The sequence below is a fragment of the Gemmata algarum genome (genome assembly GCF_034097035.1).
Taxonomy (GTDB): Bacteria; Planctomycetota; Planctomycetia; order Gemmatales; family Gemmataceae; genus Gemmata; species Gemmata algarum.
The window spans coordinates 13,558-35,153 of record NZ_JAXBLV010000013.1; the positions used below are offsets into that span (position 1 = coordinate 13,558).

Annotated in this window: 17 protein-coding genes and 2 pseudogenes; 13 read left to right on the forward strand and 6 right to left on the reverse strand. The window is 67.7% G+C overall.

Annotated features, from left to right (window positions below):
* Positions 1 to 50: 50 nt before the first annotated feature.
* Positions 51 to 422 carry a hypothetical protein gene (locus R5W23_RS02710; protein WP_320684990.1) on the forward strand — a complete coding sequence of 124 codons (372 nt, stop codon included), beginning with the start codon at positions 51 to 53 and terminating at the stop codon, positions 420 to 422.
* A 13-nt stretch (positions 423 to 435) separates the two neighbouring features.
* On the opposite strand, the gene R5W23_RS02715 is transcribed toward R5W23_RS02710, so the two are convergent.
* Entirely contained in the window at positions 436 to 3,906 is a 3,471-nt protein-coding gene (locus tag R5W23_RS02715; RefSeq protein WP_320684991.1) for a response regulator, read from the reverse strand.
* A gap of 160 nt (positions 3,907 to 4,066) precedes the next feature.
* Here R5W23_RS02715 and R5W23_RS02720 point away from each other — a divergent pair, with 160 nt between their 5' ends.
* The 5 genes and pseudogenes from R5W23_RS02720 (at position 4,067) to R5W23_RS02735 (ending at position 10,213) form a co-directional block, all read left to right on the forward strand.
* Positions 4,067 to 5,239: an exo-beta-N-acetylmuramidase NamZ family protein gene (locus R5W23_RS02720; protein WP_320684992.1), complete on the forward strand. Its 1,173-nt coding sequence runs from the start codon at positions 4,067 to 4,069 to the stop codon at positions 5,237 to 5,239.
* A gap of 38 nt (positions 5,240 to 5,277) precedes the next feature.
* Positions 5,278 to 6,810: a sodium:solute symporter family transporter gene (locus R5W23_RS02725; RefSeq protein WP_261189857.1), complete on the forward strand. Its 1,533-nt coding sequence runs from the start codon at positions 5,278 to 5,280 to the stop codon at positions 6,808 to 6,810.
* Between the two features lie 62 nt (positions 6,811 to 6,872).
* Positions 6,873 to 7,751 (forward strand): annotated as a pseudogene (murQ, locus tag R5W23_RS32560) (N-acetylmuramic acid 6-phosphate etherase); the annotation flags it as partial.
* Positions 7,752 to 7,841: 90 nt separating this feature from the next.
* Positions 7,842 to 8,756 (forward strand): annotated as a pseudogene (locus R5W23_RS32565) (N-acetylglucosamine kinase); the annotation flags it as partial.
* Between the two features lie 11 nt (positions 8,757 to 8,767).
* Complete coding sequence (locus R5W23_RS02735) at positions 8,768 to 10,213, forward strand: glycoside hydrolase family 10 protein (RefSeq protein WP_320684994.1); 1,446 nt, start codon at positions 8,768 to 8,770, stop codon at positions 10,211 to 10,213.
* A 107-nt stretch (positions 10,214 to 10,320) separates the two neighbouring features.
* Here R5W23_RS02735 and R5W23_RS02740 read toward each other — a convergent pair whose 3' ends face one another.
* The 3 genes from R5W23_RS02740 to R5W23_RS02750 form a co-directional block, all read right to left on the reverse strand.
* Positions 10,321 to 10,725 (reverse strand): hypothetical protein, encoded by a 405-nt coding sequence (locus tag R5W23_RS02740; protein WP_320684995.1) that lies wholly within the window; start codon positions 10,723 to 10,725, stop codon positions 10,321 to 10,323.
* A gap of 70 nt (positions 10,726 to 10,795) precedes the next feature.
* Positions 10,796 to 11,848, reverse strand: a complete 1,053-nt coding sequence (locus R5W23_RS02745; RefSeq protein WP_261190129.1) for a DUF1559 domain-containing protein — start codon at positions 11,846 to 11,848, stop codon at positions 10,796 to 10,798.
* Between the two features lie 209 nt (positions 11,849 to 12,057).
* Positions 12,058 to 13,746 carry a sigma-54-dependent Fis family transcriptional regulator gene (locus tag R5W23_RS02750; protein ID WP_320684996.1) on the reverse strand — a complete coding sequence of 563 codons (1,689 nt, stop codon included), beginning with the start codon at positions 13,744 to 13,746 and terminating at the stop codon, positions 12,058 to 12,060.
* Positions 13,747 to 14,017: 271 nt separating this feature from the next.
* On the opposite strand from R5W23_RS02750, the gene R5W23_RS02755 reads away from it, so the two are divergent.
* On the forward strand, positions 14,018 to 14,323 hold the full coding sequence (locus R5W23_RS02755) for a (2Fe-2S)-binding protein (RefSeq protein ID WP_320684997.1): 306 nt from the start codon (positions 14,018 to 14,020) through the stop codon (positions 14,321 to 14,323).
* On the opposite strand, the gene bfr is transcribed toward R5W23_RS02755, so the two are convergent.
* Positions 14,281 to 14,766: a bacterioferritin gene (gene bfr / locus R5W23_RS02760; protein WP_261190126.1), complete on the reverse strand. Its 486-nt coding sequence runs from the start codon at positions 14,764 to 14,766 to the stop codon at positions 14,281 to 14,283. The genes R5W23_RS02755 and bfr overlap by 43 nt on opposite strands.
* A 332-nt stretch (positions 14,767 to 15,098) precedes the next feature.
* On the opposite strand from bfr, the gene R5W23_RS02765 reads away from it, so the two are divergent.
* The 6 genes from R5W23_RS02765 to R5W23_RS02790 all read left to right on the forward strand — a co-directional run bounded on the left by R5W23_RS02765 (position 15,099) and on the right by R5W23_RS02790 (position 20,545).
* Positions 15,099 to 16,067, forward strand: a complete 969-nt coding sequence (locus R5W23_RS02765; RefSeq protein ID WP_320684998.1) for a DUF1559 domain-containing protein — start codon at positions 15,099 to 15,101, stop codon at positions 16,065 to 16,067.
* A 42-nt stretch (positions 16,068 to 16,109) separates the two neighbouring features.
* Positions 16,110 to 17,114: a Kelch repeat-containing protein gene (locus tag R5W23_RS02770; RefSeq protein ID WP_320684999.1), complete on the forward strand. Its 1,005-nt coding sequence runs from the start codon at positions 16,110 to 16,112 to the stop codon at positions 17,112 to 17,114.
* A gap of 294 nt (positions 17,115 to 17,408) precedes the next feature.
* Complete coding sequence (locus R5W23_RS02775) at positions 17,409 to 17,756, forward strand: hypothetical protein (protein ID WP_320685000.1); 348 nt, start codon at positions 17,409 to 17,411, stop codon at positions 17,754 to 17,756.
* Positions 17,757 to 17,895: 139 nt separating this feature from the next.
* On the forward strand, positions 17,896 to 18,894 hold the full coding sequence (locus tag R5W23_RS02780) for a DUF1559 domain-containing protein (protein WP_320685001.1): 999 nt from the start codon (positions 17,896 to 17,898) through the stop codon (positions 18,892 to 18,894).
* Positions 18,891 to 19,274 (forward strand): hypothetical protein, encoded by a 384-nt coding sequence (locus tag R5W23_RS02785; protein WP_320685002.1) that lies wholly within the window; start codon positions 18,891 to 18,893, stop codon positions 19,272 to 19,274. Before R5W23_RS02780 ends, R5W23_RS02785 begins: the two co-directional genes overlap by 4 nt.
* Entirely contained in the window at positions 19,271 to 20,545 is a 1,275-nt protein-coding gene (locus R5W23_RS02790; RefSeq protein ID WP_320685003.1) for a carboxymuconolactone decarboxylase family protein, read from the forward strand. The genes R5W23_RS02785 and R5W23_RS02790 overlap by 4 nt, the downstream gene beginning before the upstream one ends.
* A 22-nt stretch (positions 20,546 to 20,567) precedes the next feature.
* Here R5W23_RS02790 and R5W23_RS02795 read toward each other — a convergent pair whose 3' ends face one another.
* The gene (locus R5W23_RS02795; protein ID WP_320685004.1) at positions 20,568 to 21,578 is read right to left on the reverse strand and encodes a nitrilase-related carbon-nitrogen hydrolase; all 1,011 of its coding nucleotides are present in this window, start codon (positions 21,576 to 21,578) and stop codon (positions 20,568 to 20,570) included.
* Between the last annotated feature and the right edge of the window lie 18 nt (positions 21,579 to 21,596).

Below are 21,596 nucleotides of genomic sequence, written 5' to 3' on the forward strand. Positions count from 1 at the left end.
TAACCGCCGCGGACGCGCCGAACAGGCGGCCGCGCGTTTAGAATTGCCGCATGGGGAACGTGACGCCGCCCGCCCGGACCGTGCGCCTGGTGTACCCGCCGAACGCGGACGGGATCGGCGTGTTCTGCATTGCGCTGAACGGGACCGCCCAGTTCTACACGTTTTGCGAGATCCGGTGCGACATCGGCGGGCGCGGGTTCGCGGTTCACCGGCTCGGGCAGGGGGAACTCTACCACGTTCGGGTCGGGCGGCCCGAGGACACGTCGTGCGAGTGCTTGGGCTTTCTGCGGTGGGGGTACTGCAAGCACGTGACGGGGCTGGCGGCGCTGATTCGGAACGGTCGGCTGCCCCGCCGCGGTCGCCCGCCTGCTCCACCAGTACCGCCGGTGCCGCCCGCGCGACCCGACACCATTCCGTTTTGACGCGCGGCTGCGCTCACCGCGGCATCCACACGCGGACCAACGAGAGTAACTTCTCCACATCGAGCGGCTTGGCCATGTAGTCGTTCGCCCCGGCCGCCAGGCACTGCTCCTGGTCGTCCTTCATCGCCTTCGCGGTGAGCATGATGACGGGCAGCTTCTTCCACGCGGGCTTTTTGCGCAGCTCGCGGGTCGCGGTCAGGCCGTCCATCTCGGGCATCATCACGTCCATCAGCACCAGGTCGATGGACCGGTCCGGGTGGCCGGCGGAGCCGTCGAGCGCCCGGAGCGCTTCCAGGCCGTTCCGCGCGATCTGCACGATCGCGCCCCGGGGCTCCAGGATGCTCGTGAGGGCGAACACGTTCCGCACGTCGTCTTCCACCACCAGGATGCGCCGGCCCTCCAGGGCGGCGTCACGGTTCCGGGCCTGCTCCAGCATCCGCTGCTGCTCGGAGGGCAGCTCCGACACCACCTGGTGCAGGAACAGGGTCACCTCGTCCAGCAGCCGCTCGGGTGACTTCGCCCCCTTGATGATGATCGACTTCGAGTACTTGCGGAGCTTCTGCTCCTCGTCGGCGGACAGGCTGCGGCCCGTGTACACGATGACCGGCGGGAACGAGTAGGCGTCTTCCGCGCTGAGGGTCTCCAGCAGGGCGTACCCGGACGCGTCCGGGAGCGACAGGTCCAGCACCATGCAGTCGAACGTGGCGGTCTTGAGCCGCTCCAGGCACTCGGCCGCGGTGCCGACGGCGACGGTTTCCACGTCGGCGGTGCCCAGCAGCCGGCACAGGCTGTCGCGCTGGACCGGGTCGTCCTCCACGATGAGCACGCGGCGGAGCCGGCGCTCGAGCCGCGTTTCCAGTTGCTGGAGCGCGCCCGCGAGTTGCTCCCGCTTCACCGGCTTGAGCATGTACCCGACCGCGCCCAGCGCCAGGGCGGTTTGCGCGTGGTCCCCCGCGGAGACGACGTGGACCGGCACGTGCCGGGTGCGCGCGTCGCGCTTCAGCCGGTCCAGCACCGACAGCCCGGAGTTGTCGGGCAGCCCCACGTCCAGCACCACCGCGCTGGGGCGGTACTGGACGGCGACCGCGAGTGCCTCCTCGGCGGTGGCGGCGACGAGGCACTGGAACCCGAGTTCGTGCGCGAGGTCCACCACGATCCGCGCGAACGGCGCGTCGTCTTCCACGATGAGGATCACCCGGCGGTCGCCGGACAGCTTTTCGCGGTCGTCCTCGACCCGTCGGGCGACGGGCACGCGGGCGGGCGCCGTGTGCGCCAGGGGCTGGGGCACGGCCACCGCCGGCGCATGGGGCGGGACCGCGAGCTTCGATGCGGGTGCGGGCGGTGCGGCGGGCGCCTCGGCGCGGGGCCGCACGTGGGCCGGGTCGTACGTCGTCGGGATGGTGACGGTGAACGTGCTGCCGCGGCCCGGTTCGCTCGCCAGGTGGATGTCCCCGCCCAGCAGCCGGGCCAGTTCGCGGGCGATCGAGAGCCCCAGGCCGGTCCCCCCGTGCTTGCGGTTGGTGGTTCCGTCCGCCTGACGGAACGCCTCGAAGACCATCTGCTGCTGGTGCTCCGCGATCCCGATCCCGGTGTCGCGCACCGCGAACGCGATCCGGTCCCCGGGGGCCGCGCGGACCTCCAGCGCCACCTCTCCGGACTCCGTAAACTTGAGCGCGTTCGACAGCAGGTTCTTGAGCACCTGTTCGAGCCGCTGCCGGTCCGTCTCGATCCCCTCCGGGCACCCCGGGGCGAGCCGGACGGCGAACCCGAGCTTCTTTTCGTCCGCGATCGGCTGGAACACCCGGGTGAGGTCCTCGGCGAGGCTCGCGAGCGGCACCGGGCCGGGGCGCACCTCCATGTGCCCGGCCTCGATCTTGGACAGGTCGAGGATGTCGTTGATGAGCGCCAGCAGGTCGTTGCCGGCGGCCCGGATGGTCTCCGCGTACCGCACCTGCTCGGCGGTCAGGTTGCCGTCGCGGTTGTCGGCCAGCAGCTTCGCGAGGATCAGCGACGAGTTCAGCGGGGTCCGCAGCTCGTGCGACATGTTGGCCAGGAAGTCGGACTTGTACCGGCTCGCCCGCTCCAGCTCGCGCGCCTGGACCTGGAGCTCGCCCTTGGCCCGGGTCGCCTCGTCCCGCTGCACCTCCAGCAGTTGGGCCTGCTCCTCCAGTTGCGCGTTGGTCTGCTCCAGCTCGGTCTGTTGGAGCTCGAGCCGGGACTGCGTCTCGCGCAGCGCGCGGCCCTGCTCGTCCAGCTCCTCGTTCGAGACGCGCAGCTCCTCGGTCTGGGCCTGTAGCTCCTCGCTCTGGCGCTGCGTCTCCTCCAGCAGGTCCTTCAGGTGGGCGCGGTAGTTCGCGGACCGGACCGCCAGCCCCACGTCCTCGGCGACGCGGTCGAGCAGCTCGGCGGTGTCGCCCCGCGGCGCGCGGACGAACCCCAGCTCGATCACCGCGTTGACCGCGCCGTCTTCCGTCAGCGGGACCACGGCGAGGTGCTCGGGCGTGCCGCGCCCGAGCGCCGAGCCGACCGTCAGGTAGCCCGCCGGGAGGTCGCGCAGCAGGAACGACCGGCCGGCCTTGATCGCCTGCCCGGCCAGCCCGTCGTCGGGGCCGATCCGGTCCGGCGCGCCGCCCGCCGGGACCCCGTAGGTCGCGACCCGGCGGAACGTGCCGCCGTCCTTCGCGAAGAACGCCCCGGCGTGCGCGCCCAGGTATTCCGCGAGGAACGCCAGCGCCCGCTCGCCGAGGACGCCGAGCGCCCGGTCGCCGACCAGCGCCTGCGACAGCCCGGTCTGGCCCGCGAGCAGCCACTCCTGCCGGCGCCCGGCCCGCACCGACCGGCGCACCAGGTACCCGACGACGCCGGACAGCGCCACACCGAGGGCGCCGCTCAGCACCCCGCTGACGACGGTGACGGTGTACGCGGACTCGGCCGCCGCGAGCCGCGACTTGCGCACCTCGCGCTCGGTCTGCTCCATCGCCTCGACCTGCGCCCGGACGCTGTCCATCGCGTTCTTCCCGCGGTCGGTCTCCACGACCACGCGGGCGGCCTCGAACCCTTTGGTGCGGCGCAAGACGATGGTCTCTTCGAGTTCCCGAATTTTGGTGCGCACGTGCTCCTTGATCGCGGGGACGCGGGCCGCCTGTTCCGGGCTGTCGGCGGTGAGCCGCTCGAGGTCTTGAAGCCGCGTGTAGATGTTGCCGACAGCGGCAGTGTGGGGCGCGAGGTACCGCTCGTCGCCGGTGAGAACGAACCCGCGCTGCCCGGTTTCGGCGTCCTTCAGCAGCGACATCACGTCCTCAAGGGTCGTGATCGTGTCGTGCGTCCGGGCCACCTGTTCCATGCCGCGGCTGAGCGTGCGCGTGTTGAGGTACGAGATCGCCCCGCTGATTACGAAGAAGAGCACCACGGTGCCGAGTCCGGCGGACAGCCCGATGTCGCCCCCGAACCGCTCCGGCCGACCGTTTGCGGCGCTGTTGGGCATATCTGTGTGCCTCTGTAAGAATCTTGCGCGCCGGTCGGCGCCGTGGGGCGTTGGGGGAATGTAGTGCCGCGCCGGGTTTGGGGCAACGAACGAGCCGGCGGTCGCGGGGCCGGGAATTCGTTACAACGGCAACTCGTCCCGACCCGATGGGAGCCCCACAATGCCGGTCGTCCGGAGTGGCCTCGACGTTCTCTGCGCCTCCGATTTCGCCCCGCTCCGCGACCGCCGGGTCGGGCTCGTGTGTCACCCGGCGTCGGTGGACGCCCGGCTGCGGCACGCGGCGGAACTTCTGGCGGGGGCGCCCGGCGTTGAACTCCGCGCGCTGTTCGGCCCGGAGCACGGGTTCCACGGCACCGCACAAGACCTCATCGGCGTTGGGCACGCGGACGCCGGCGCGCTCCGCGTCCACAGCCTTTACGGGAGCACCTTCGCGAGCCTCAAGCCGACCGCCGACCAGCTCCGCGGGCTCGACGTGCTGGTCATCGACCTTCAGGACATCGGAGCCCGGTACTACACGTTCCAGGCGACGATGCTCTACTGCCTGGAGGCGTGCGCGGAGAGCGGCGTGGCGGTGGTGGTGCTGGACCGGCCGAACCCGCTCGGCGGGCTCGCGGTGGAAGGGCCGGCGCTGCGCGCGGGGTTCGAGAGCTTCGTCGGGCCGCACAACATCGCCACGCGGCACGGGCTCACGATGGGCGAACTCGCACTCTTCTATCAAAAGCACCGGGCGCCGAACGTTCGGCTCGAAGTGATTCCGTGTGAGGGCTGGGCGCGCGGTTCGGAGTTTGAACGGACGGGGCTACCGTGGGTGCTGCCGTCGCCGAACATGCCCACCCCCGACACCGCGACCGTTTATCCGGGGCTGTGCCTGATCGAAGGGACCAACCTTTCCGAAGGGCGCGGGACGACGCGGCCGTTCGAGCTGGTCGGCGCGCCGTGGCTCGACGGGGCGGAACTGGCCCGGCGCCTGGAGGCCGAGCGCCTGCCCGGGGTGCGGTTCCGCCCAGCGTGGTTCCGACCCACGTTTCAGAAGTTCGCCGGGCTGGACTGCGGCGGCGTTCAGCTCCACGTCACCGACCGCGCGAACTTTTTACCGGTCCGAACAGGGCTGGCGGTTCTCGCGGAGATGCGCGCGCTGTCCGGCACGCGGTTCGCATGGCGGACCGAGGAATACGAATTCGTTTCGGACCGCCCCGCGATCGACCTGCTGTTCGGTAGCGACCGTGAGCGGCTCGCGCTCGAAGCCGGCGCCGCGTGGCGCCAAGTCGCGGGCGCGTGGGACGCCGACGAGGCCGACTTTCGCAAGGCGCGTGAGTCGTCCTTGCTCTACTGATCAGACCGCTCTACTGCTTTTCCGCCGGACCACTCCTCATGCCGCAACTCTTGCCGCTCGACCTCGCCATCGTCGGAATGTACGTCCTCGGGATGACGCTCCTCGGCGTGTGGTTCACCCGCGCGCAGAAAGACCTGCGCACCTACTTCGTCGGCGGGCGCAACATCGGCTGGTTCATGGTGCTCGTGTCCATCGTCGCCACCGAGACGAGTGCCGTCACCTTCCTGAGCGTCCCCGGGCTGTCGTTCAACCCCGCGGGCGGGAACTTCACCTTCCTGCAGTTGTCGTTCGGGTACATCATCGGGCGGTGCCTAGTCGCGTGGCTGCTGCTGCCGCAGTACATGAACGGCGAACTGTTCAGCGCGTACCAGGTGCTCAAGGAGCGGTTCGACCCGTCCGTGCAGCGGGTGGCCAGCGGGCTGTTCCTCCTCACCCGGACCGTTGCGGACGGGCTCCGCATCTTCCTCACCGCGCTGCTGCTCCAGTTCGTGCTCGGCGGGGTGACGCCGGCGATTGTTGTTGTGGGCGTGGTCACGATCGTTTACACCTACCTCGGCGGGATGAAGGCCGTCATTTGGACCGACCTGATCCAGTTCATCATCAAGATCGCCGGTGCGGTCCTCGCGGGCGTGTTCGTGCTGAAACTCCTGCCGGGCGGGTGGGACCAGTTCCTGACCGAAGGGGAGGCCGTCGGGAAGTTCCGGCTCATCGACGCGGAGTTCCGGCCTACCGTTGACCTGAACATCTGGGCCGGCGTGATTGGCGGGGCGGTGTTCTCGATGGCCAGCCACGGCGCCGACCAGCTCATGGTTCAACGCTACCTGTGCGCGAAGTCGCTCGGTCAGGCCCGGCTCGCGCTGGTGCTGAGCGGGTTCGTGGTGCTCGCCCAGTTCCTGCTGTTCCTCGCGGTCGGCGTCGGGATGTACCTGCTGTTGGAGGGCGGACAGTTTCCCGAGGCCGCCGGGAAGCGCAACGACGAGGTGTTCGGGCTGTTCATCGTGACGAAGCTCCCGACCGGCGTGGTCGGGGTACTGGTCGCCGCTGTGCTGGCCGCGGCGATGTCCACGCTCTCGTCGTCACTGAACAGCTCGGCGAACGCGGTGGTCACCGACTTCTACCGGCCGCTGCGGCCGAACCGGGAGGAATGGCACTATGTGCTGCTCTCGCGCGTGATGACCGCGGTGTGGGGGCTGGCGCAAATGGGCGTCGCTTACGGCGCGTATAAGGCGGGCGGGAACAAAAGCGTAGTTCAGCAGGTGCTCGCGGTCGCCGGGTTCACGACCGGACTCCTACTCGGGTTGTTCCTTCTGGGTAGCACAAAACGGTTTGTTCAATCCTGGGCCGCACTGACGGGTCTGGTGTGCGGTTTTGCAACGGTGTTTACGGTGTGGCTCCCATCGTCCGGAATAACGGAGAACCTGCCGGTGCCCTCCTTCTATAAGGGGACGCTGATCGCGTGGCCGTGGTTCGCCCCGATCGGCGCTGGAACGACGGTGCTGGTCGCGCTCGTGTTGCAAGTGATCGCGTACTGTGTCATGTGGCGCCGCAAACGCGGCACGTCCGTTGCATAGCCGGGGTCACTTCGACAGTTACCATCAGCCCGACGACGCGACCCGGAGGTCGGCGAATTTCTATGGACCACCTGCAAACCGAAGCGCGGAACCCGGCGTCGACCGAACTCGATGAGATTTCATCACTTCAGTTCGTGCGGTTGATGCTCGGCGAGGACGCGGCGGTCGTTCCGGCGGTGGCGTCGCAGGCCGAAGCCCTGGCGCGTGGTGTCGAAGTCATCGCCGACCGGCTCCGCGCCGGCGGGCGGCTCGTCTACATCGGGGCGGGCACCTCCGGTCGGCTCGGGGTACTCGACGCCAGCGAGTGCCCGCCGACATTTAACGTGCCCCCAGGGCTGGTGGTCGGGCTCATCGCGGGCGGCTCCGGCGCGCTGACGCGGGCCATTGAGGGGGCCGAAGACAATCCCGAGTTCGGCGTTACGGACCTCAAGGGCATCGCGCTTTCGGCGGCCGATGTGCTCGTCGGCATCGCGACGAGCGGTCGCACCCCTTACGTGCTTTCCGCGGTCGATTACGCCCGCTCGGTCGGGGCGTTCACCATCGGGTTGTCGTGCAACCCGGGCGCGGAAATCATTTCCCGCGTGGATCTTGCGATCACGCCGGTCGTCGGTCCCGAGGTGCTCAGCGGATCGACGCGGCTGAAGGCTGGGACCGCAACCAAGCTCGTACTCAACGTCCTCAGCACCGGCGCAATGGTCAAACTGGGTAAGACTTACGGCAACCTGATGGTGGACGTTCGCGCCACCAACGAGAAGCTCCGGGTGCGGACCAACCGCATCGTTCGGGAAGCGACGGGGCTGGACCACACCGCCGCCGATCGGCTGCTGGAGACGTGCGGACGCGAGCTGAAAACCGCTCTGGTTGCTCAGCTCGCGGGCGTTTCGGCCGATGACGCGCGTGACCGGCTTCAGCGCACGAACGGCCTCGTGCGGGCCGCCATCACGACCAACGGCACCAACGGCAAAAACGGGCACCACCACAAGAACGGTCATGCGAAGGTTGCTCCGGAGAACGTGGTTCTCGGGATCGACGGCGGGGGCACGGGCACGGTGGCACTCCTCGCGGTACCGGACGCCGGCTCCGAGGGCGGCTGGAAGCTGCTCGGGCGCGGCGAGGCCGGGCCGTCGAACCGGCACGCGGTGGGCACGGACGCGGCCCTGGCGGCGCTCAACGAGGCCACCACAAAGGCGTTCGCCGCGGCGCACCTGCCGCGCGCCGCGGTGCGCGCGGCGTGCCTCGGGCTGGCCGGTGCCGGACGCCCCGGTGACCAGGAAATCGTGCGGGAGTGGGCCGCCCGCGTGCGGCTTTCCGCGGCCGTCGAGGTGGTCGAAGACGCGGCCCTGCTGCTGGCCGCCGGAACCCCCGACGGGGTCGGCGTCGCGGTGGTCGCGGGGACGGGCTCGATGGCGTACGGCCGCCGCGCCGACGGCACAACGACCCGCGCCGGCGGGTGGGGGCCGCTGCTCGGCGACGAGGGGAGCGGGTACTCGCTGGCGCTCGCCGGGCTTCGCGCCGCGGTCCGCGCCGCCGACGGCCGCATCGCGCCCACGCCGCTGACGGAGCGGCTGCTTGCGGCGCTGAAATTGACGCGGCCCCAAGAACTGGTCGAGTTCGTGTACCGCGGGTGCGACCGGGCGGCGCTCGCGGCGCTCGCCCCGGTAGTGCTCGACGTTGCTGAAGATGGCGACCCGACCGCTGATCACATCGTCCGCGAGGCCGCGGGCGAACTCGCCGCCGCCGCCGCCGCCGCCGCTAAAGCGCTGGGCTTCGGCGCGTCCTTCCCGGTCGCCCTCGCCGGCGGGGTGTTCGGCGCGGGCTGCTACCGCGAGCGCTTCCGCGCCGCGCTCGCGGACCGCGGGCTCACCGCCGATCCGCTGTCATTCGTTCGCGAACCGGCCGAAGGGGCCGTCCGCCGGGCCTTCGGCCGATCGGTTCGCGTCTCCTGAAAGGGTGATTCATGCTGCGATTGCTCCTCGGGCTCACGGCCCTGGGCCTCTGCGCGCCCGCGCGCGCCGCGGACCCGCCCGCTCTGAAACGCGAGTTCCGCGCGGTGTGGGTCGCCACCGTCTCGAACATCGACTGGCCCAGCAAGCCCGGGCTGCCCGCCGACCAGCAGAAGAAAGAGCTGCTCGCGATCCTCGACAACGCGGTGGAACTGAAGCTCAACGCGGTCATCTTCCAGGTGCGGCCGATGGCCGACGCGCTGTACGCCTCGGAACTGGAGCCGTGGAGCGAGTACCTGACGGGCCAGATCGGGAAGGCGCCCGGGTACGACCCGCTCGCGTTCGCGGTGACGGAGGCGCACACGCGGGGGCTGGAACTGCACGCGTGGTTCAACCCGTACCGGGCACGGCACCCGTCGGCCAAGTCGCCGGCGCCGGCCGATCACCTGACCAAGAAGCGCCCGGACCTCGCGAAGCCCTACGGCACGCACGCCTGGATGAACCCCACGAACCCCGAGGTGCAGGAGCACTCGCTCCGCGTGTTCCTGGACGTGGTGAAGCGGTACGACATCGACGGCATCCACATCGACGATTACTTCTACCCGTACAAGGAAAAGGGCCCCGACGGGAAGGTGATCCCGTTCCCCGACGACGACACCTGGGAGGCGTACCAGAAGCAGGGCGGCAAGCTGTCCCGCGACGACTGGCGCCGCGACGCGGTGAACGTGTTCGTTCGCCGGATGTATGAGGAGACCAAGAAGGCGAAGCCCTGGGTGAAGGTGGGCATCAGCCCGTTCGGCATCTGGCGCCCGGGGCACCCCGCGGGCATCGCGGGCCTGGACCAGTACGCCGAACTCTACGCCGATGCGAAGCTATGGTTCAACGAGGGCTGGGTCGATTACTTCACGCCGCAACTCTACTGGCCGATCGCTCAGGAGAAGCAGAGCTTCCCGAAGCTGCTGGACTGGTGGGCGGGTGAGAACACGAAAAAGCGGCACCTTTGGCCCGGGCTGTACACCAGCCGCGTGACCGGCGCCGCGAAAGGGTGGAGCGCGAAGGAGATCGGCGACCAGATCGCGGTCACTCGTCAGCGCAGCGACACCGACGGCGCGGTTCACTTCAGCGCAAAAGCCCTGGTGCGCAACACGGGCGGGATCGCGGACGAGTTGAAGAAGGTCTACGCCGAACCGGCCTTGGTGCCCGCGTCCAACTGGCTCGCAAAGGGGAACACCCCTGCGAAACCGGAGGCAGTTCGGGAGATGGCTGGCGGGAAGGCCGTTCTTCGCGTGAAAACGGCCCCAGGAACGCGATTCGTGGTCGTGCGTGCCCAAACGGGCGATCGGTGGGCCGTGAACGTTTCTGACGCGTCTGGCGCGATTGCAGTGCCCGAGACGGGAAGGATCGTGGTGACGGCGCTCGACCGAGTGGGACGGGAGAGCGAGCCGGTCGAGGTGAAGTAGCCGGCACCGGAATTGGTTGTTGCAACTGCGTTCTGATTGAGGCTCACAGTCAACGAAGCGAGCCGCCGGGATGAATCCCGGCGGCTCGCTTCGTTGACGGCGTATCGTTATTTTGCTTTGGGAGCGGCTTTGAACTCCTCGGCGGTCATTTGCTTGGTTTTCAGGTTCTGAAGCAGTACCCAGCCGCCTTCAGTGGGTGATTTCTTTTCGTAGGCGATTACGTCTGCTGGTCCGGAGGCGGCTTCACCTTCACCGCCAACCTTGGCGCCCCAAACTACAACTACTTCACCTGACTGCACCGCTTGGTATCCCAGCGGATAACCATTTTCGTACTTCGCGAAGTCGGTGGGTTTCTTCGGCCCTTTTTTGTGTTCGCCACTGTACAGTTGGATCATGCCTCCCACTTCTCGTAGCGTCGCATCAGTACCAGGGCTATCCGTCACAGACCGGGAAGACTCCGAACAACCGATCAGGGCAAAAACACCGAGCAGCAGAAGTACGCCGCGGCCCATTGTATTCTCCTAGGTGTGGTGAAAATAAAGCCGCCCGCGGTGCGCCGCGGGCGGCCCCTGTAACAGATCGTTATTCCGAGATTACTTCACCACCCGCCCGTGTGCCCATCGCGCGCCAAGCGGTAACAGAAGTCGAGTCCGTGACAAAACGCACGCTTCCGTCGCCCATGCAAACATTCGCGCCCCCGGTGTGGTAGCTGCTAGCCGCGATGTGCATTGAAGTAAATGCACTGTTACCACAACTGTACCGCTGAGTGCCGCTGGGAACCCGCTTGTTCCAGTTCACTGGTAGCGTGTGTGTGAACACGAAGTTGGACGGCAAGTTGCGGTAATACTGGTGCCCGACGTACTTGATCGAACTGCTCCAGTTGCTCCCATCCTGGCACATGCTAATTGTTGTGCCGTCGGTCTCATTGTACCCGGTGTCACTGCTGCTGATGATGACAGTGATGTTGTCCCGGATTCCGCTCCCGGTACTCGAGTTGGTGTCACGGGATCGCATCACCTCGGCGAACATGACCGTGTTGCTAGTGCCGTCGGTAATCGCGGTGATCGGGAACCCTTTCATCGTCTGCCCGTTGGACGGGTAGGGGATTGAAAAGATGCCGTCGAGTTGGCTATTGCCCCCGCGGTAGTTGGCATACGCTCCAAGCGAAGCGAAGTAGCTCTGACGCCCGGCGGTGCCGTAGGTTTGAGTGGACGGGTCAGACGGGCACAAGTACACCGGCACGTCGCCGGTGCGTGCGTTTGCATTAGCGTTCGTGAGGGCCGGGATTGAGGCGTCGATCGCGGCGTCGCTGTTCACGTTGTAGTTCATGTTGAACTGATTGAACTTGTTCGCCTGCTCGAAGTAGGGCAGCAGTAACGCCTGAGTCGGCGCCCCGGACGACCGAGTGTTGCCGTTGATGACTGTCGTGTGCTGGGTCGGTGGCAGGGTCGCGTTCGTACTCTCGTAGTTGTGTGCGGCCAAGCCGAATTGCTTGAGGTTGTTCTGGCACTTCATCCGGGCGGCCGCTTCACGCACCTTCTGGACGGCGGGCAGCAGCAAGCCAATTAAGATGGCGATGATCGCGATGACAACGAGTAACTCAATGAGCGTAAAGCCCCGGCGCGGACGCGACATGACGATCCTCGGGAGTAATAACGCGAGTAACGAACGAAGAGAGTGTTGGATGTATTGCACGTCGCATACCAATGCCCGCGTGTAGCGCGCGAAGATTGACGCAACGCCGCCGACTCGTGCCGCGATGTGACTTTCGCCCACTTATTGCGGCGAGGGCGTGAAGCGAGCAGGAGAGCCGTCGGGAGTGGTGTCGAAATTTCGTCGCGTCGTCACTCGGGTGTCGAAATTTCGACATTCCCGCCGTCTCGCGTGAGTCCGAGCTTCTTCATACGCGACAGAAGCGTAGTGCGCTTCAGCCCGAGCTGCGCGGCGGCGCCGTTCGGGCCGCCGATGACCCACCCGCATCGGTCGAGCGCCCGACGGATCAGATCGCGCTCGCTTTCACGGAGCGCATTGAGTTGCGGCGGGGGCTCTGCGGGGGAGGTGGGCGGGATCGTGAGTGCGACCGCGGGCCGTGGGTGGGAGGGGGGCTCGGCTGTTGTGGGCACGAGTTCACCGAGTGGGACGCGCAGCTCTGAGCCGGTGGTGAGGATCACCGCACGTTCGATGAGGTGTTGCAGCTCGCGCACGTTCCCCGGCCACGAGTACCGCTCCAGGGCGGCCATCGCCTCCGCCGGGATCGTCTCGATCCGCTTACCGAACCGCTGAGCGAAAAGCGCCACGAAATGCCGCACCAGCGACGGGATGTCCTCGCGCCGGTCCCGCAGAGCCGGTAAGTGGACCGGGAACACGTGCAGCCGGTAGTACAGGTCCGACCGGAACTTCCCCTCCGCGACCAGCTTCGCGAGGTTCCGGTGCGTCGCCGCAACCAGCCGCACGTTCACCTTGACGGTTTTGGCACTGCCGAGCCGCTCGAACTCCTGCTCCTGGAGCACCCGCAGTAGTTTCGGTTGGAGTTCCTGCGGGATGTCGCCGACCTCGTCGAGGAACAGGGTGCCGCCGTCGGCCAGCTCGAACCGCCCGAGCCGGCGCTCCACGGCGCCGGTGAACGCGCCCTTCTCGTGGCCGAACAGCTCGCTCTCCAGCAGTCCCGTCGGGATGGCAGCGCAGTTCAGCTTCACGAACGTTCGCTCGCTCCGGGCGCTCAACCGGTGGACGGCCCGTGCGACGAGTTCCTTACCGGTGCCGGTTTCGCCAGTGACGAGGACCGCGGAGTCGGTCGGGGCGACCACCTCGACCTGCTTCAGCACCTCCTGGAGGGTCCGGCTGTCGCCGACCACCTCGTGCATCCGCCGGTCGGCGCGGATCTCCTCTTCGAGGTACAGCTTCTCCGCCGCGAGCCGGGCGTTGGCCCGCTCCAACTCATGGCGCGTGAGCGCGCCTTCGACCGCGAGCGCGACCAGCCGCCCCACCTGAAGGGCGAAGTTGATGTCATCGGGGGCGGGGCTCAACGGAAGGTAACTGGTGAACGCCATCGCCCCGAGCTTGCGCCGCGGGGTGGTGAGCGGCACGAAGCATGCGCACCGCACGCCCTGTTTGGCGAACGCGGTCCGCAGCACCGGGAACCGGCCGTCGGCCGTTACGTCGAGCCAGAGCGGCTCCTGGGTGTCCCACACATGCGCGGTAGGGGACTCGCCGGCGGGCAGCTCGGTTGGGGTGTCCGCCGGCTTCGGGGCCGGGCCGCCGCCGACGGGTTCGAGGAACTGGAGCTTCCCGGCGTGCGAGTGCGGTTCGAGCAGGGCGAAGCTGAGATATCCCCTGGGGAGGTGCGGCCCGAGCGCCTGCGACAGGTCGCGGAGCAGCGCGGCGAGGTCTGTGTGGGCCGCAACCGCCTGGGCGACGGCCAAAAGCACCGCCGGCCGCTCGGCGACCGGGGCGCGAACGAGCCGGTCGCCGGGTGTATCGGGTACCGCGCCGCTCCCGGCCGCGGGGGGCGGTGAGGGCGGTTGTGGGGTCATGTGCCGAACCGGTAGTGCGAGTGGGACGACAGAATTTTAGGGCCTCGGGTCAAAAGTCCGACCGTCGAAAGTGTTAAAGTCGCAAATTCAATGCTGGCAATTGCTTGCGGATTTGCGACTTGCTGGCCTGATAACTTGTGACTCGAAGTCCTCAACGCGGAGATGTGGGCTGTGCTGAGAAATCGGCGTTCGGTGTAACAGACCGAACCCGCACTACCGGCTTTTTCACACCTTCAACGTTGCACGCTGATCGGTGCGCAACTAATATGCCATGAGATTGCATCTCAGTAGCATGGGGCGTGGGCCGATGGAGCTGAACCAGGCCGAGGATTGCACCGGCTCGTGTCGCACGTGCCCGGCCGTGGGGAGCTGTCCGGACCGGGTGGTGTGCCGGTGCCTCCAGGTGACCGAGCAGACCATTATCAGCGCGATCGTCGAACTCGGGTTGCGCACCGTGAAAGAGGTGCGCCGGGCGACCGAGGCCGGGACCGGGTGCAACTGCTGCCACCGCGAGGTGAGCGCGTACCTCGCCGTTTACGCCTCGTCGTCGTCGCCGAACATGTGCTCGGCCAAGTAGCGCTCCAGCCCGATCTTGTCGATCAGCCCGAGTTGCGTTTCGAGCCAGTCCACGTGCTCCTCGGAGTCGTGCAGGATCTCGAGCGCGAGCTTGTGCGTCCCGTTGTCCTTCACCTTGATGCACAGGTCCACGAGTTCGTTGTAAGCGACCACGCCGCCGGTCTCGAGCTTCAGGTCGTACTCGAACTGCTCCTTAACATCGGTTCCCACGCGGATCACGTCGTACCGGGCGATCTCGGGCGTTCCGTCCAGGAACAGCACGCGCTCGATGATCTTGTCCGCGTGCTTCATCTCGCCGATGGACTCTTCGTAGTGCTTGTGGGCGAGTTTCATGAACCCCCAGTTCTTGCACATCCTGGACTGAATGAAGTACTGGTTGATCGCGGTCAGCTCGATGGTGAGCGCCCGGTTGAGTGCGTCGATGACCGTTTGGTTGCCCTTCATCACGGCTCCTTGTGGCGAGTGCGGAAAAGCTGGCGTCGGAATCGTCTTAGCGATTTCCCGCCCGCCGCGGCGCGAAACACCCGCGGGGAAACCGTATCGCTTTTCTGCACTATCGGCTTGACGAGTTCGCCGGGCGGCTTAGGCTGATAGTGGTCTTGTTGAGACTGGTTCTCATAACTAGTCCGTTCCGCTAGCTTCCGTCGGCGCGGCCTTGAGCCGTCCTCCCGTACGCGACGCGGTCGGTGAGTTCTCCGGCACCCCGGAGAGGTTTCCCCTACCCACGTCCCGCTCCCGCATTCGCGGAGCACGGGATGACGCTGACGGAGCTTCCCATGTCCCGAGTCGCAGGGCGCGCGTCCGCTCGCGCCGGTTTCACGCTGATCGAACTGTTGGTGGTGATCGCGATCATCGCGATCCTGATCGGGCTGTTGCTGCCCGCGGTGCAGAAGGTGCGCGCCGCGGCCGCGCGGATGAAGTGCCAGAACAACCTCAAGCAGATCGGGCTCGCGGCGCACAACTACCACGACTCCAACAACAAGTTCCCTTACGCGGTGAGCTATTACCAGACGGGGGAAGAGGTTGCCAGCTACGTGTCCGGGTGGATCCTGATCCTGCCGTACCTGGAGCAGGATAATGTGGCCCGGCGGTGGAACCCGAAGCTGCCGCGAAACAGCACCGACGACAGCGACGGTGACGGCTACACCAACGCGATGTTGCAGCGGATGCAAATCCCGACGTATACCTGTCCGTCGATGACCCCGCCGAGTGCCACCGAAGGCGGGGCGCTGGGGCAGGCCGGCTCGGGAGAGAACCGTGCGCCGTCGAGTTACGTGTTCTCCTCCGGTACGGCGACCTGTTACGACGCCACCTACGGCGCTTATGTGGGTAAGGCGTGCGACGGTGTGGTTCTGCCGATCCGCAACGCCAAGTATTCGGCCGACCCATCGCAGCGCGACCCGGGCGGGAACTCGCCGACCACGATCGTCGGGATCACCGACGGCGCTTCGAACACGCTGCTTGCGGGCGAGTGCGACTTCAAGCCTGCCGGTGTCCCTTCAACGAACGGGCCGGTGTGGGCCTACGGCTACTTCTACAACTGGACCGGCACGAACGGCGGTCTGAACCTGCGGGACGGGTCTTACGCCGGCGCCAGCACGGGCACGTTCCGGAGCGAGCACGGCGGCGGGGCCAACTTCGTGATGGCCGACGGGTCCGTGCAGTTCCTTCGCGACGGGATCGACGCGAACACCTTCAAAGCGCTCGGCTCCCGCAACGGCGGTGAAGTCGCGACGTTGCCTTAATATCCTCCCAAAAGACACAACCCACGCAAAGGGAATTACAAGATGGTGCGAGCTTCAATCCTGTGCCTCGCGGTACTGACCGGCGCTGCGCATGTAGCCGGAGCTGATGCGGTGAAGGCGCCGCAACTGCCGCCGCTGCCGAAGGCCGTGTCGAGCTTCGGCGCGATCGCGTGCGACGGCTATGTGTACGTGTACGGCGGGCACGCCGGTAAGACCCACAGCTACGACACCACGTCCGTGCTGGGCACGTTCTCGCGGCTCAAGCTGGACGGCGGGACGAAGTGGGAAGAGCTGCCCGGCGGCCCCATTCTCCAGGGCGTGAACTTGGCGGCCCACAAGGGGAGCGTGTACCGCGTGGGCGGGATGCAGCCGAAGAACGCGCCCGGCGAGCCGTCCGACAACACCTCCCTCGCGGAGTGCGCCAGGTTCGACCCGAAAACCGGCAAGTGGGAAGAGATCGCGGGGCTGCCGGCCGGCCGCTCGTCGCACGACGTGGTCGTTGCCGGCGACAAGCTAGTGGTGGTCGGCGGGTGGCAGATGCGGGGGAAGGGCGAGAAGCCGGTGTGGCACGACACGGCCTTGGTCCTCGACCTCACGAGCGCGAAGCCGGAATGGAAGTCGGTTCCGCAGCCGTTCAAACGCCGCGCCCTGACCGCAGCGGCGGTCGGCAACAAGGTGTACGTGCTCGCCGGGCTGGGCGCCGAAGGCACCGACCGGAAGGTGGACGTGCTCGATGTCGAAACCGGTAAATGGAGCACCGGGCCGGAGTTCCCCGGTACCGATCGAACGGCGTTCTCGCCGGCCGCCTGCACCGCCGGCGGGAAACTCGTCATGAGCACCTCCTCGGGCGCGCTGTACCGGCTCACCGACGCCGGGGACAAGTGGGAGAAGGTGGGCGCCGCCGCGAAGGGCCGCATGGTCGCGCGGCTGGTGCCGTTCGGCACGGACCGCGTGGTGCTGCTCGGGGGTGCTAGCAACAGCGGCAACGTTGACGCCCTGGAGGTTCTGACGGTTGCGGCCAAGGGCGAACCGGTCGGCGGGAACTGAAGCGCGCGAAGCGTTCCTTTGCCGGAACAGCGGTAACGGCCAACCGGCAGATTCACGGCCCGGCCGATCGCGCGATGCGGTCGGCCGGGCCGGGGCTTTTTGGTTTTGGGCTCTGCTCGTTCGTTGCGGTCCGTTGCTCCAGCAGGCGGTTGGAGAGAAGCTGCGAAGCTACCTGTTCGGTTTTCTTGTTGCGTCGGACCTTGGGTGCGAATATCTTCAAGACGATTCGTCGTTTTGGCGCCCACTATGGATTCCCTCTCCTCCCTCCGCCGATGCTGGTGGGTGGCTGCCGTTATGGTGGTCGCTTGTCAGACACCGACCCGGGCCGAAGCCGGGTGCGGCGGCCATTCCGGGAACCCATACGCGCTGGTCGAGGCGGAACCGGTCACGGCGCCGCAAGCCGAACCCGCCGTTCCGCCCGCGCCGAAGCCGTGCCAGGGGCCGAACTGCTCTGGCGCGCCCGTTGAGAAGGGCCTGCCGGTTCCGCAGACCACAACCCCGCCGGTCGAGGTGAAAGACCTGGTCAAGGGCTTCTGTGGTCCGGAGCCCGACGGCGCGCGACACGCGCGCGACCACGATTCCACATCTCCGCGGCCCGTTCGTCGGGCCGGCGCCATTTTCCACCCCCCGCGAATCGGCTGATCGGATCGCGCGGCCGTGCTGCGCGCACCCGAAGCCGAATCACCTGACGTCAAACGCGCGGATCACGCGCGACCCGTTCGCGCGCTCTCACATGGGCGGCCGACGCACTCATTTGACTCATTCGCGAGGGGATCGTTTCATGGCCCGTTCGACCGGCCGGACCTCCGGCTTTACTCTGATCGAGCTGCTTGTCGTTATCGCGATCATCGCCATTCTGATCGGTTTGTTGCTGCCCGCCGTTCAGAAGGTGCGCGAGGCGGCGGCCCGCATGAGCTGCCAGAACAACCTGAAACAGTTCGCCATCGCGCTGCACTCGTACCACGACGCCCGGGGCACGCTGCCCCCGGGGCGCGACGCCAACAGCTTTTCCGCCCACGCATACATCCTGCCGTACATGGAGCAGGACAACGTTTACAAGCTGATCGACTTCAGCGTTTCGTACAGCCCGGCGCACCCGTCCGGGACCCCTGCTGGTAACGTCACCGCGGCCGGGAGTAAGGTCAAGTCGTTCGTGTGCCCGTCGGACCCGAACGCGTCGTTCCCCGCGGCGTGGGCGCCTACCAACTACCGGGTGAACCAGGGGAGCCAGGTGCTGTGGGGGCTGCCGACGACCGCCGCTCCCAACGCCGGGATGCCGGGGCCGGACGGGCCGTTCTGCCTCAACAGCGCGACCAAGCTCACGTCCATCAGCGACGGCACGAGCAACACCGCGATGGCCAGCGAGCACCAGACCGGGAGCTTCAACGCCGGGGTGGTGTCGCCGAGCAATACGTTCCGGCTCGGGCAAACGTCCAACATCGGGGCCAAGTACCCGAACAACGCCGACGAGGCCTACGCCATGTGCGAGGCACTCACGCCCGCCGAGATGGCCCAGGTGAACGGCATGGCCGATGTGGGCGCGCCGTGGATCTACGGCTACCACTCGAACACCATCTACTTCCACGTCGGGCCGCCGAACTCGCGCTCGTGCATGTACCCGAGCGGGCGCATCGGCACGGCCGCCCGGAGCCAGCACACCGGCGGGGTGAACGTCGCGCTGTGCGACGGCAGCGTGCGGTTCGTGGCCAACTCGATCCCGCTCGCGACCTGGCGCGCGATGGGGTCCATGAGCGGCGGCGAGGTGGTGGCGCTCCCATGAACACCCGTCTTTCGCTGTTGGCCGTTGCGTTGGCCGTCACCGGGTGCGGCGACCCGAAGCCGCTCCCGATGGCCGCCACCCCGGAGTCGTCGCGTGCCGCGCTCGTGGGCGCGCTCGACGCCTGGAAGGCGGGGAAGACCCCGCAGGACCTCGCGGCCGGCTCGCCGCCGGTGCTGTTCGTCGACGACGACATCAACCGCAGCAAGCTCGCGGATTACAAGATCGAGGGCGACGGGCTGCCCAAGGGCACCGGGTACAGCTACACCGTTTCTCTCACGCTCGCGGACAAGGACGCGGCCAAGACCCGCGCCAAGAAGGTGGCCTACACGGTGGTCACCGAGCCCAGGCTCGCAATCACGAAAGAGGACCGCCAGCCATGACCTCTCTCACGCTCGCGCTACTCATCGCCGCGCCCGCGGCCGACCCCGCGGTTCAGGAGACCTCGAAGCCGGTCGGGGCGACCCGCGACGCCGAAAAGGAACTGCTCGAGGGGCACAAGAAGGCGAAGCCGCGCCTGCCGCTCCCGCCGGCCGACGCGAACAACCCGCTCGCCCGCGTGAACAACGGAGCCTTCCGCGCGTACTACCTGCCGCCGGACCTGCGCGACTCGGGCTTCAGCCGCGACCCCGACCCCGCGATGACGCTCGACAACACCTTCAAGGTCAAACTGTTCTGGATCACGTCCCGGGCGAACAACTGCTACTACTGCCTGGGGCACCAGGAGTACAAGCTGCTCGGCGCGGGCGTGTCGGACGACGACATCGCCGCCCTCGACAGCGACTGGCTCGCCGCGCCCCCCAAGGAGCGCGCGGCCTACGCGTTCACCAAGAAGCTGACCCACGCCCCGCACCTGGTCACCGCAGCGGACGTGGACGAACTCAAGAAGCACTACACCGCGGCGCAGGTGACCGAGATTCTGGTCACCGTGGCCGGGTACAATTCCACTAACCGCTGGACCGACGGCCTCAACATCCCCGGCGAGGACGACGGCGCTCGCTTCAAGAAGGAAGGCGCGAAGGCCGACTTCAGCACCTTCAAGACGCCGACCTCGGACAAGTACGCGAAGCAGGAGACCCGCGTCGCGCCGGTGAAACTGGCCGCCCGCCCGCCGCTGGAGGCGCGCGACAAGGTGGAAGCGCTGTGGAAGGAGAAGCGCGCCGCCGTTCTCCCGCTGGCCGACGCCAAAGCGGTCGCGGAGGTGTGGACCGACGGGGCCGCGCCGAACTGGGTGGCGCTGCTCGCGAACTTCCCGAAATCGACGAAGGGGCGCATCGCGGGGCTGAAGGCCGCGACCGAGAAGGGCACGCTGAGCGCGAAGCTGAAGGCGCAGGTCGCGTGGGTGGCCGCCCGTCAGGATCGCGCCTGGTACGCGCTGGCGGTCGCCCACGGCCGTCTGCTCAAGGCCGGGGTGAGTGAGGACGAGATCTGGAAGCTGGACGGCGACCGCAAGCACCTGACCGAAGCCGAACAGGCGGCGCTGGCGCTGGCGGAGACGTTGACCGCGGCCCCGTGGCAGGTGACCGACGCGATGGTGGAGCGGTGCCGCAAGTCGTTCCGGGACGCGGAGGTGGCCGAGCTGGTGTACCACACCTGCAACGCGGCCTTCTTCGACCGCGTGACCGAGACGGCTCGGCTCCCGCTGGACAAGTGAGGCGGCCCCGGGCCGGGGGCGGCTACCCGCGCTTCAGCCGCTCCTTCGCTTCGCGGGTGCGGGCGTCGTTGCCCGCGAGCGTGATCGGCCCGCCCGCGGCGGCGCCCGTCGGGTAGGCCGGCCGGAGCGCGTGGGCGTAGGCTTCTGTGCGCCGGTGGGCCAGCATGTGGTGCCCGCTGCGCCGCTCGCGCTCGGCGCGCAGGGCCGCGAGGTCGATCGGGGCGACGACGATCTTCTCGCCCGGGCCGGGATCGGCCTGAGCGAGCAGGCGGCCGTCGTAGTCAACGACCATGCTCCCGCCGGGCCACGAGAACGGCGGGTAGTGGCTCGCGCTCGCCCCCTGGTTCGCCGCCACCACGTACGCGAGGTTCTCGAGCGCGCGGCACCGGTTCACGACGGTCCACCAGTCCATCGGCGCGGTCGCCCCCCACGGGTCCATGTACGCCGAGACGCGGATCAGGACGTCGGCCCCTTGCAGCGCCAGCTCGCGAATGGCTTCCGGGAACAGCCAGTCGTAGCAGATGGCGCACCCCAGAATCCCGATCTCGGTCTCCGCGACCGGGAACACGGGCTCGGCGTAACCGGGGAGGTCGTGCGGGCTGGCGTGGACCTCCCAGGGTAGCCACACGTGGACCTTGCGGTACTTGTACAGCAGCCCCTCCGGGCCGATGAGGCAGGTGGTGTTGAACACGCAGCCGGGGTGCCGCGGGTCGGCCTCCAGAAAGCTCCCGGTCTGGACGTACACGCCCAGCTCCCGGGCCTTCCGGTGGTAGCGGTCGGTGTGCTCGTTCGGGACGGGGAGCGCGAGCCGGTCGGCGAGCTCTTCAACGGTCGCGTAGACGGGCGCGGCGTGCGCGAACTCGGGGAACACGAGTAACTTCACGTCGCCGAACGGGCGGTACCCGACTACGGCGCGGTCGATCATGCCGAGCATGTGATCGACCCGCTGTGGGATCGCGGACCGGTCGGCGGGGTTCGGGAAGTCGGTCTGGCACGCCGCCGCCCAGTATCGCGGGATGAAGTCGCGGCTCACGGTCGGCCTCCTTCGTCG

Excerpts from the sequence above, each read along its gene's own strand:
- R5W23_RS02710 (WP_320684990.1), top strand. The coding sequence starts at position 51 with ATGGGGAACGTGACGCCGCCCGCCCGGACCGTGCGCCTGGTGTACCCG.
- R5W23_RS02715 (WP_320684991.1), bottom strand. The coding sequence starts at position 3,906 with ATGCCCAACAGCGCCGCAAACGGTCGGCCGGAGCGGTTCGGGGGCGAC.
- R5W23_RS02720 (WP_320684992.1), top strand. The coding sequence starts at position 4,067 with ATGCCGGTCGTCCGGAGTGGCCTCGACGTTCTCTGCGCCTCCGATTTC.
- R5W23_RS02725 (WP_261189857.1), top strand. The coding sequence starts at position 5,278 with ATGCCGCAACTCTTGCCGCTCGACCTCGCCATCGTCGGAATGTACGTC.
- R5W23_RS02735 (WP_320684994.1), top strand. The coding sequence starts at position 8,768 with ATGCTGCGATTGCTCCTCGGGCTCACGGCCCTGGGCCTCTGCGCGCCC.
- R5W23_RS02740 (WP_320684995.1), bottom strand. The coding sequence starts at position 10,725 with ATGGGCCGCGGCGTACTTCTGCTGCTCGGTGTTTTTGCCCTGATCGGT.
- R5W23_RS02745 (WP_261190129.1), bottom strand. The coding sequence starts at position 11,848 with ATGTCGCGTCCGCGCCGGGGCTTTACGCTCATTGAGTTACTCGTTGTC.
- R5W23_RS02750 (WP_320684996.1), bottom strand. The coding sequence starts at position 13,746 with ATGACCCCACAACCGCCCTCACCGCCCCCCGCGGCCGGGAGCGGCGCG.
- R5W23_RS02755 (WP_320684997.1), top strand. The coding sequence starts at position 14,018 with ATGAGATTGCATCTCAGTAGCATGGGGCGTGGGCCGATGGAGCTGAAC.
- bfr (WP_261190126.1), bottom strand. The coding sequence starts at position 14,766 with ATGAAGGGCAACCAAACGGTCATCGACGCACTCAACCGGGCGCTCACC.
- R5W23_RS02765 (WP_320684998.1), top strand. The coding sequence starts at position 15,099 with ATGTCCCGAGTCGCAGGGCGCGCGTCCGCTCGCGCCGGTTTCACGCTG.
- R5W23_RS02770 (WP_320684999.1), top strand. The coding sequence starts at position 16,110 with ATGGTGCGAGCTTCAATCCTGTGCCTCGCGGTACTGACCGGCGCTGCG.
- R5W23_RS02775 (WP_320685000.1), top strand. The coding sequence starts at position 17,409 with ATGGTGGTCGCTTGTCAGACACCGACCCGGGCCGAAGCCGGGTGCGGC.
- R5W23_RS02780 (WP_320685001.1), top strand. The coding sequence starts at position 17,896 with ATGGCCCGTTCGACCGGCCGGACCTCCGGCTTTACTCTGATCGAGCTG.
- R5W23_RS02785 (WP_320685002.1), top strand. The coding sequence starts at position 18,891 with ATGAACACCCGTCTTTCGCTGTTGGCCGTTGCGTTGGCCGTCACCGGG.
- R5W23_RS02790 (WP_320685003.1), top strand. The coding sequence starts at position 19,271 with ATGACCTCTCTCACGCTCGCGCTACTCATCGCCGCGCCCGCGGCCGAC.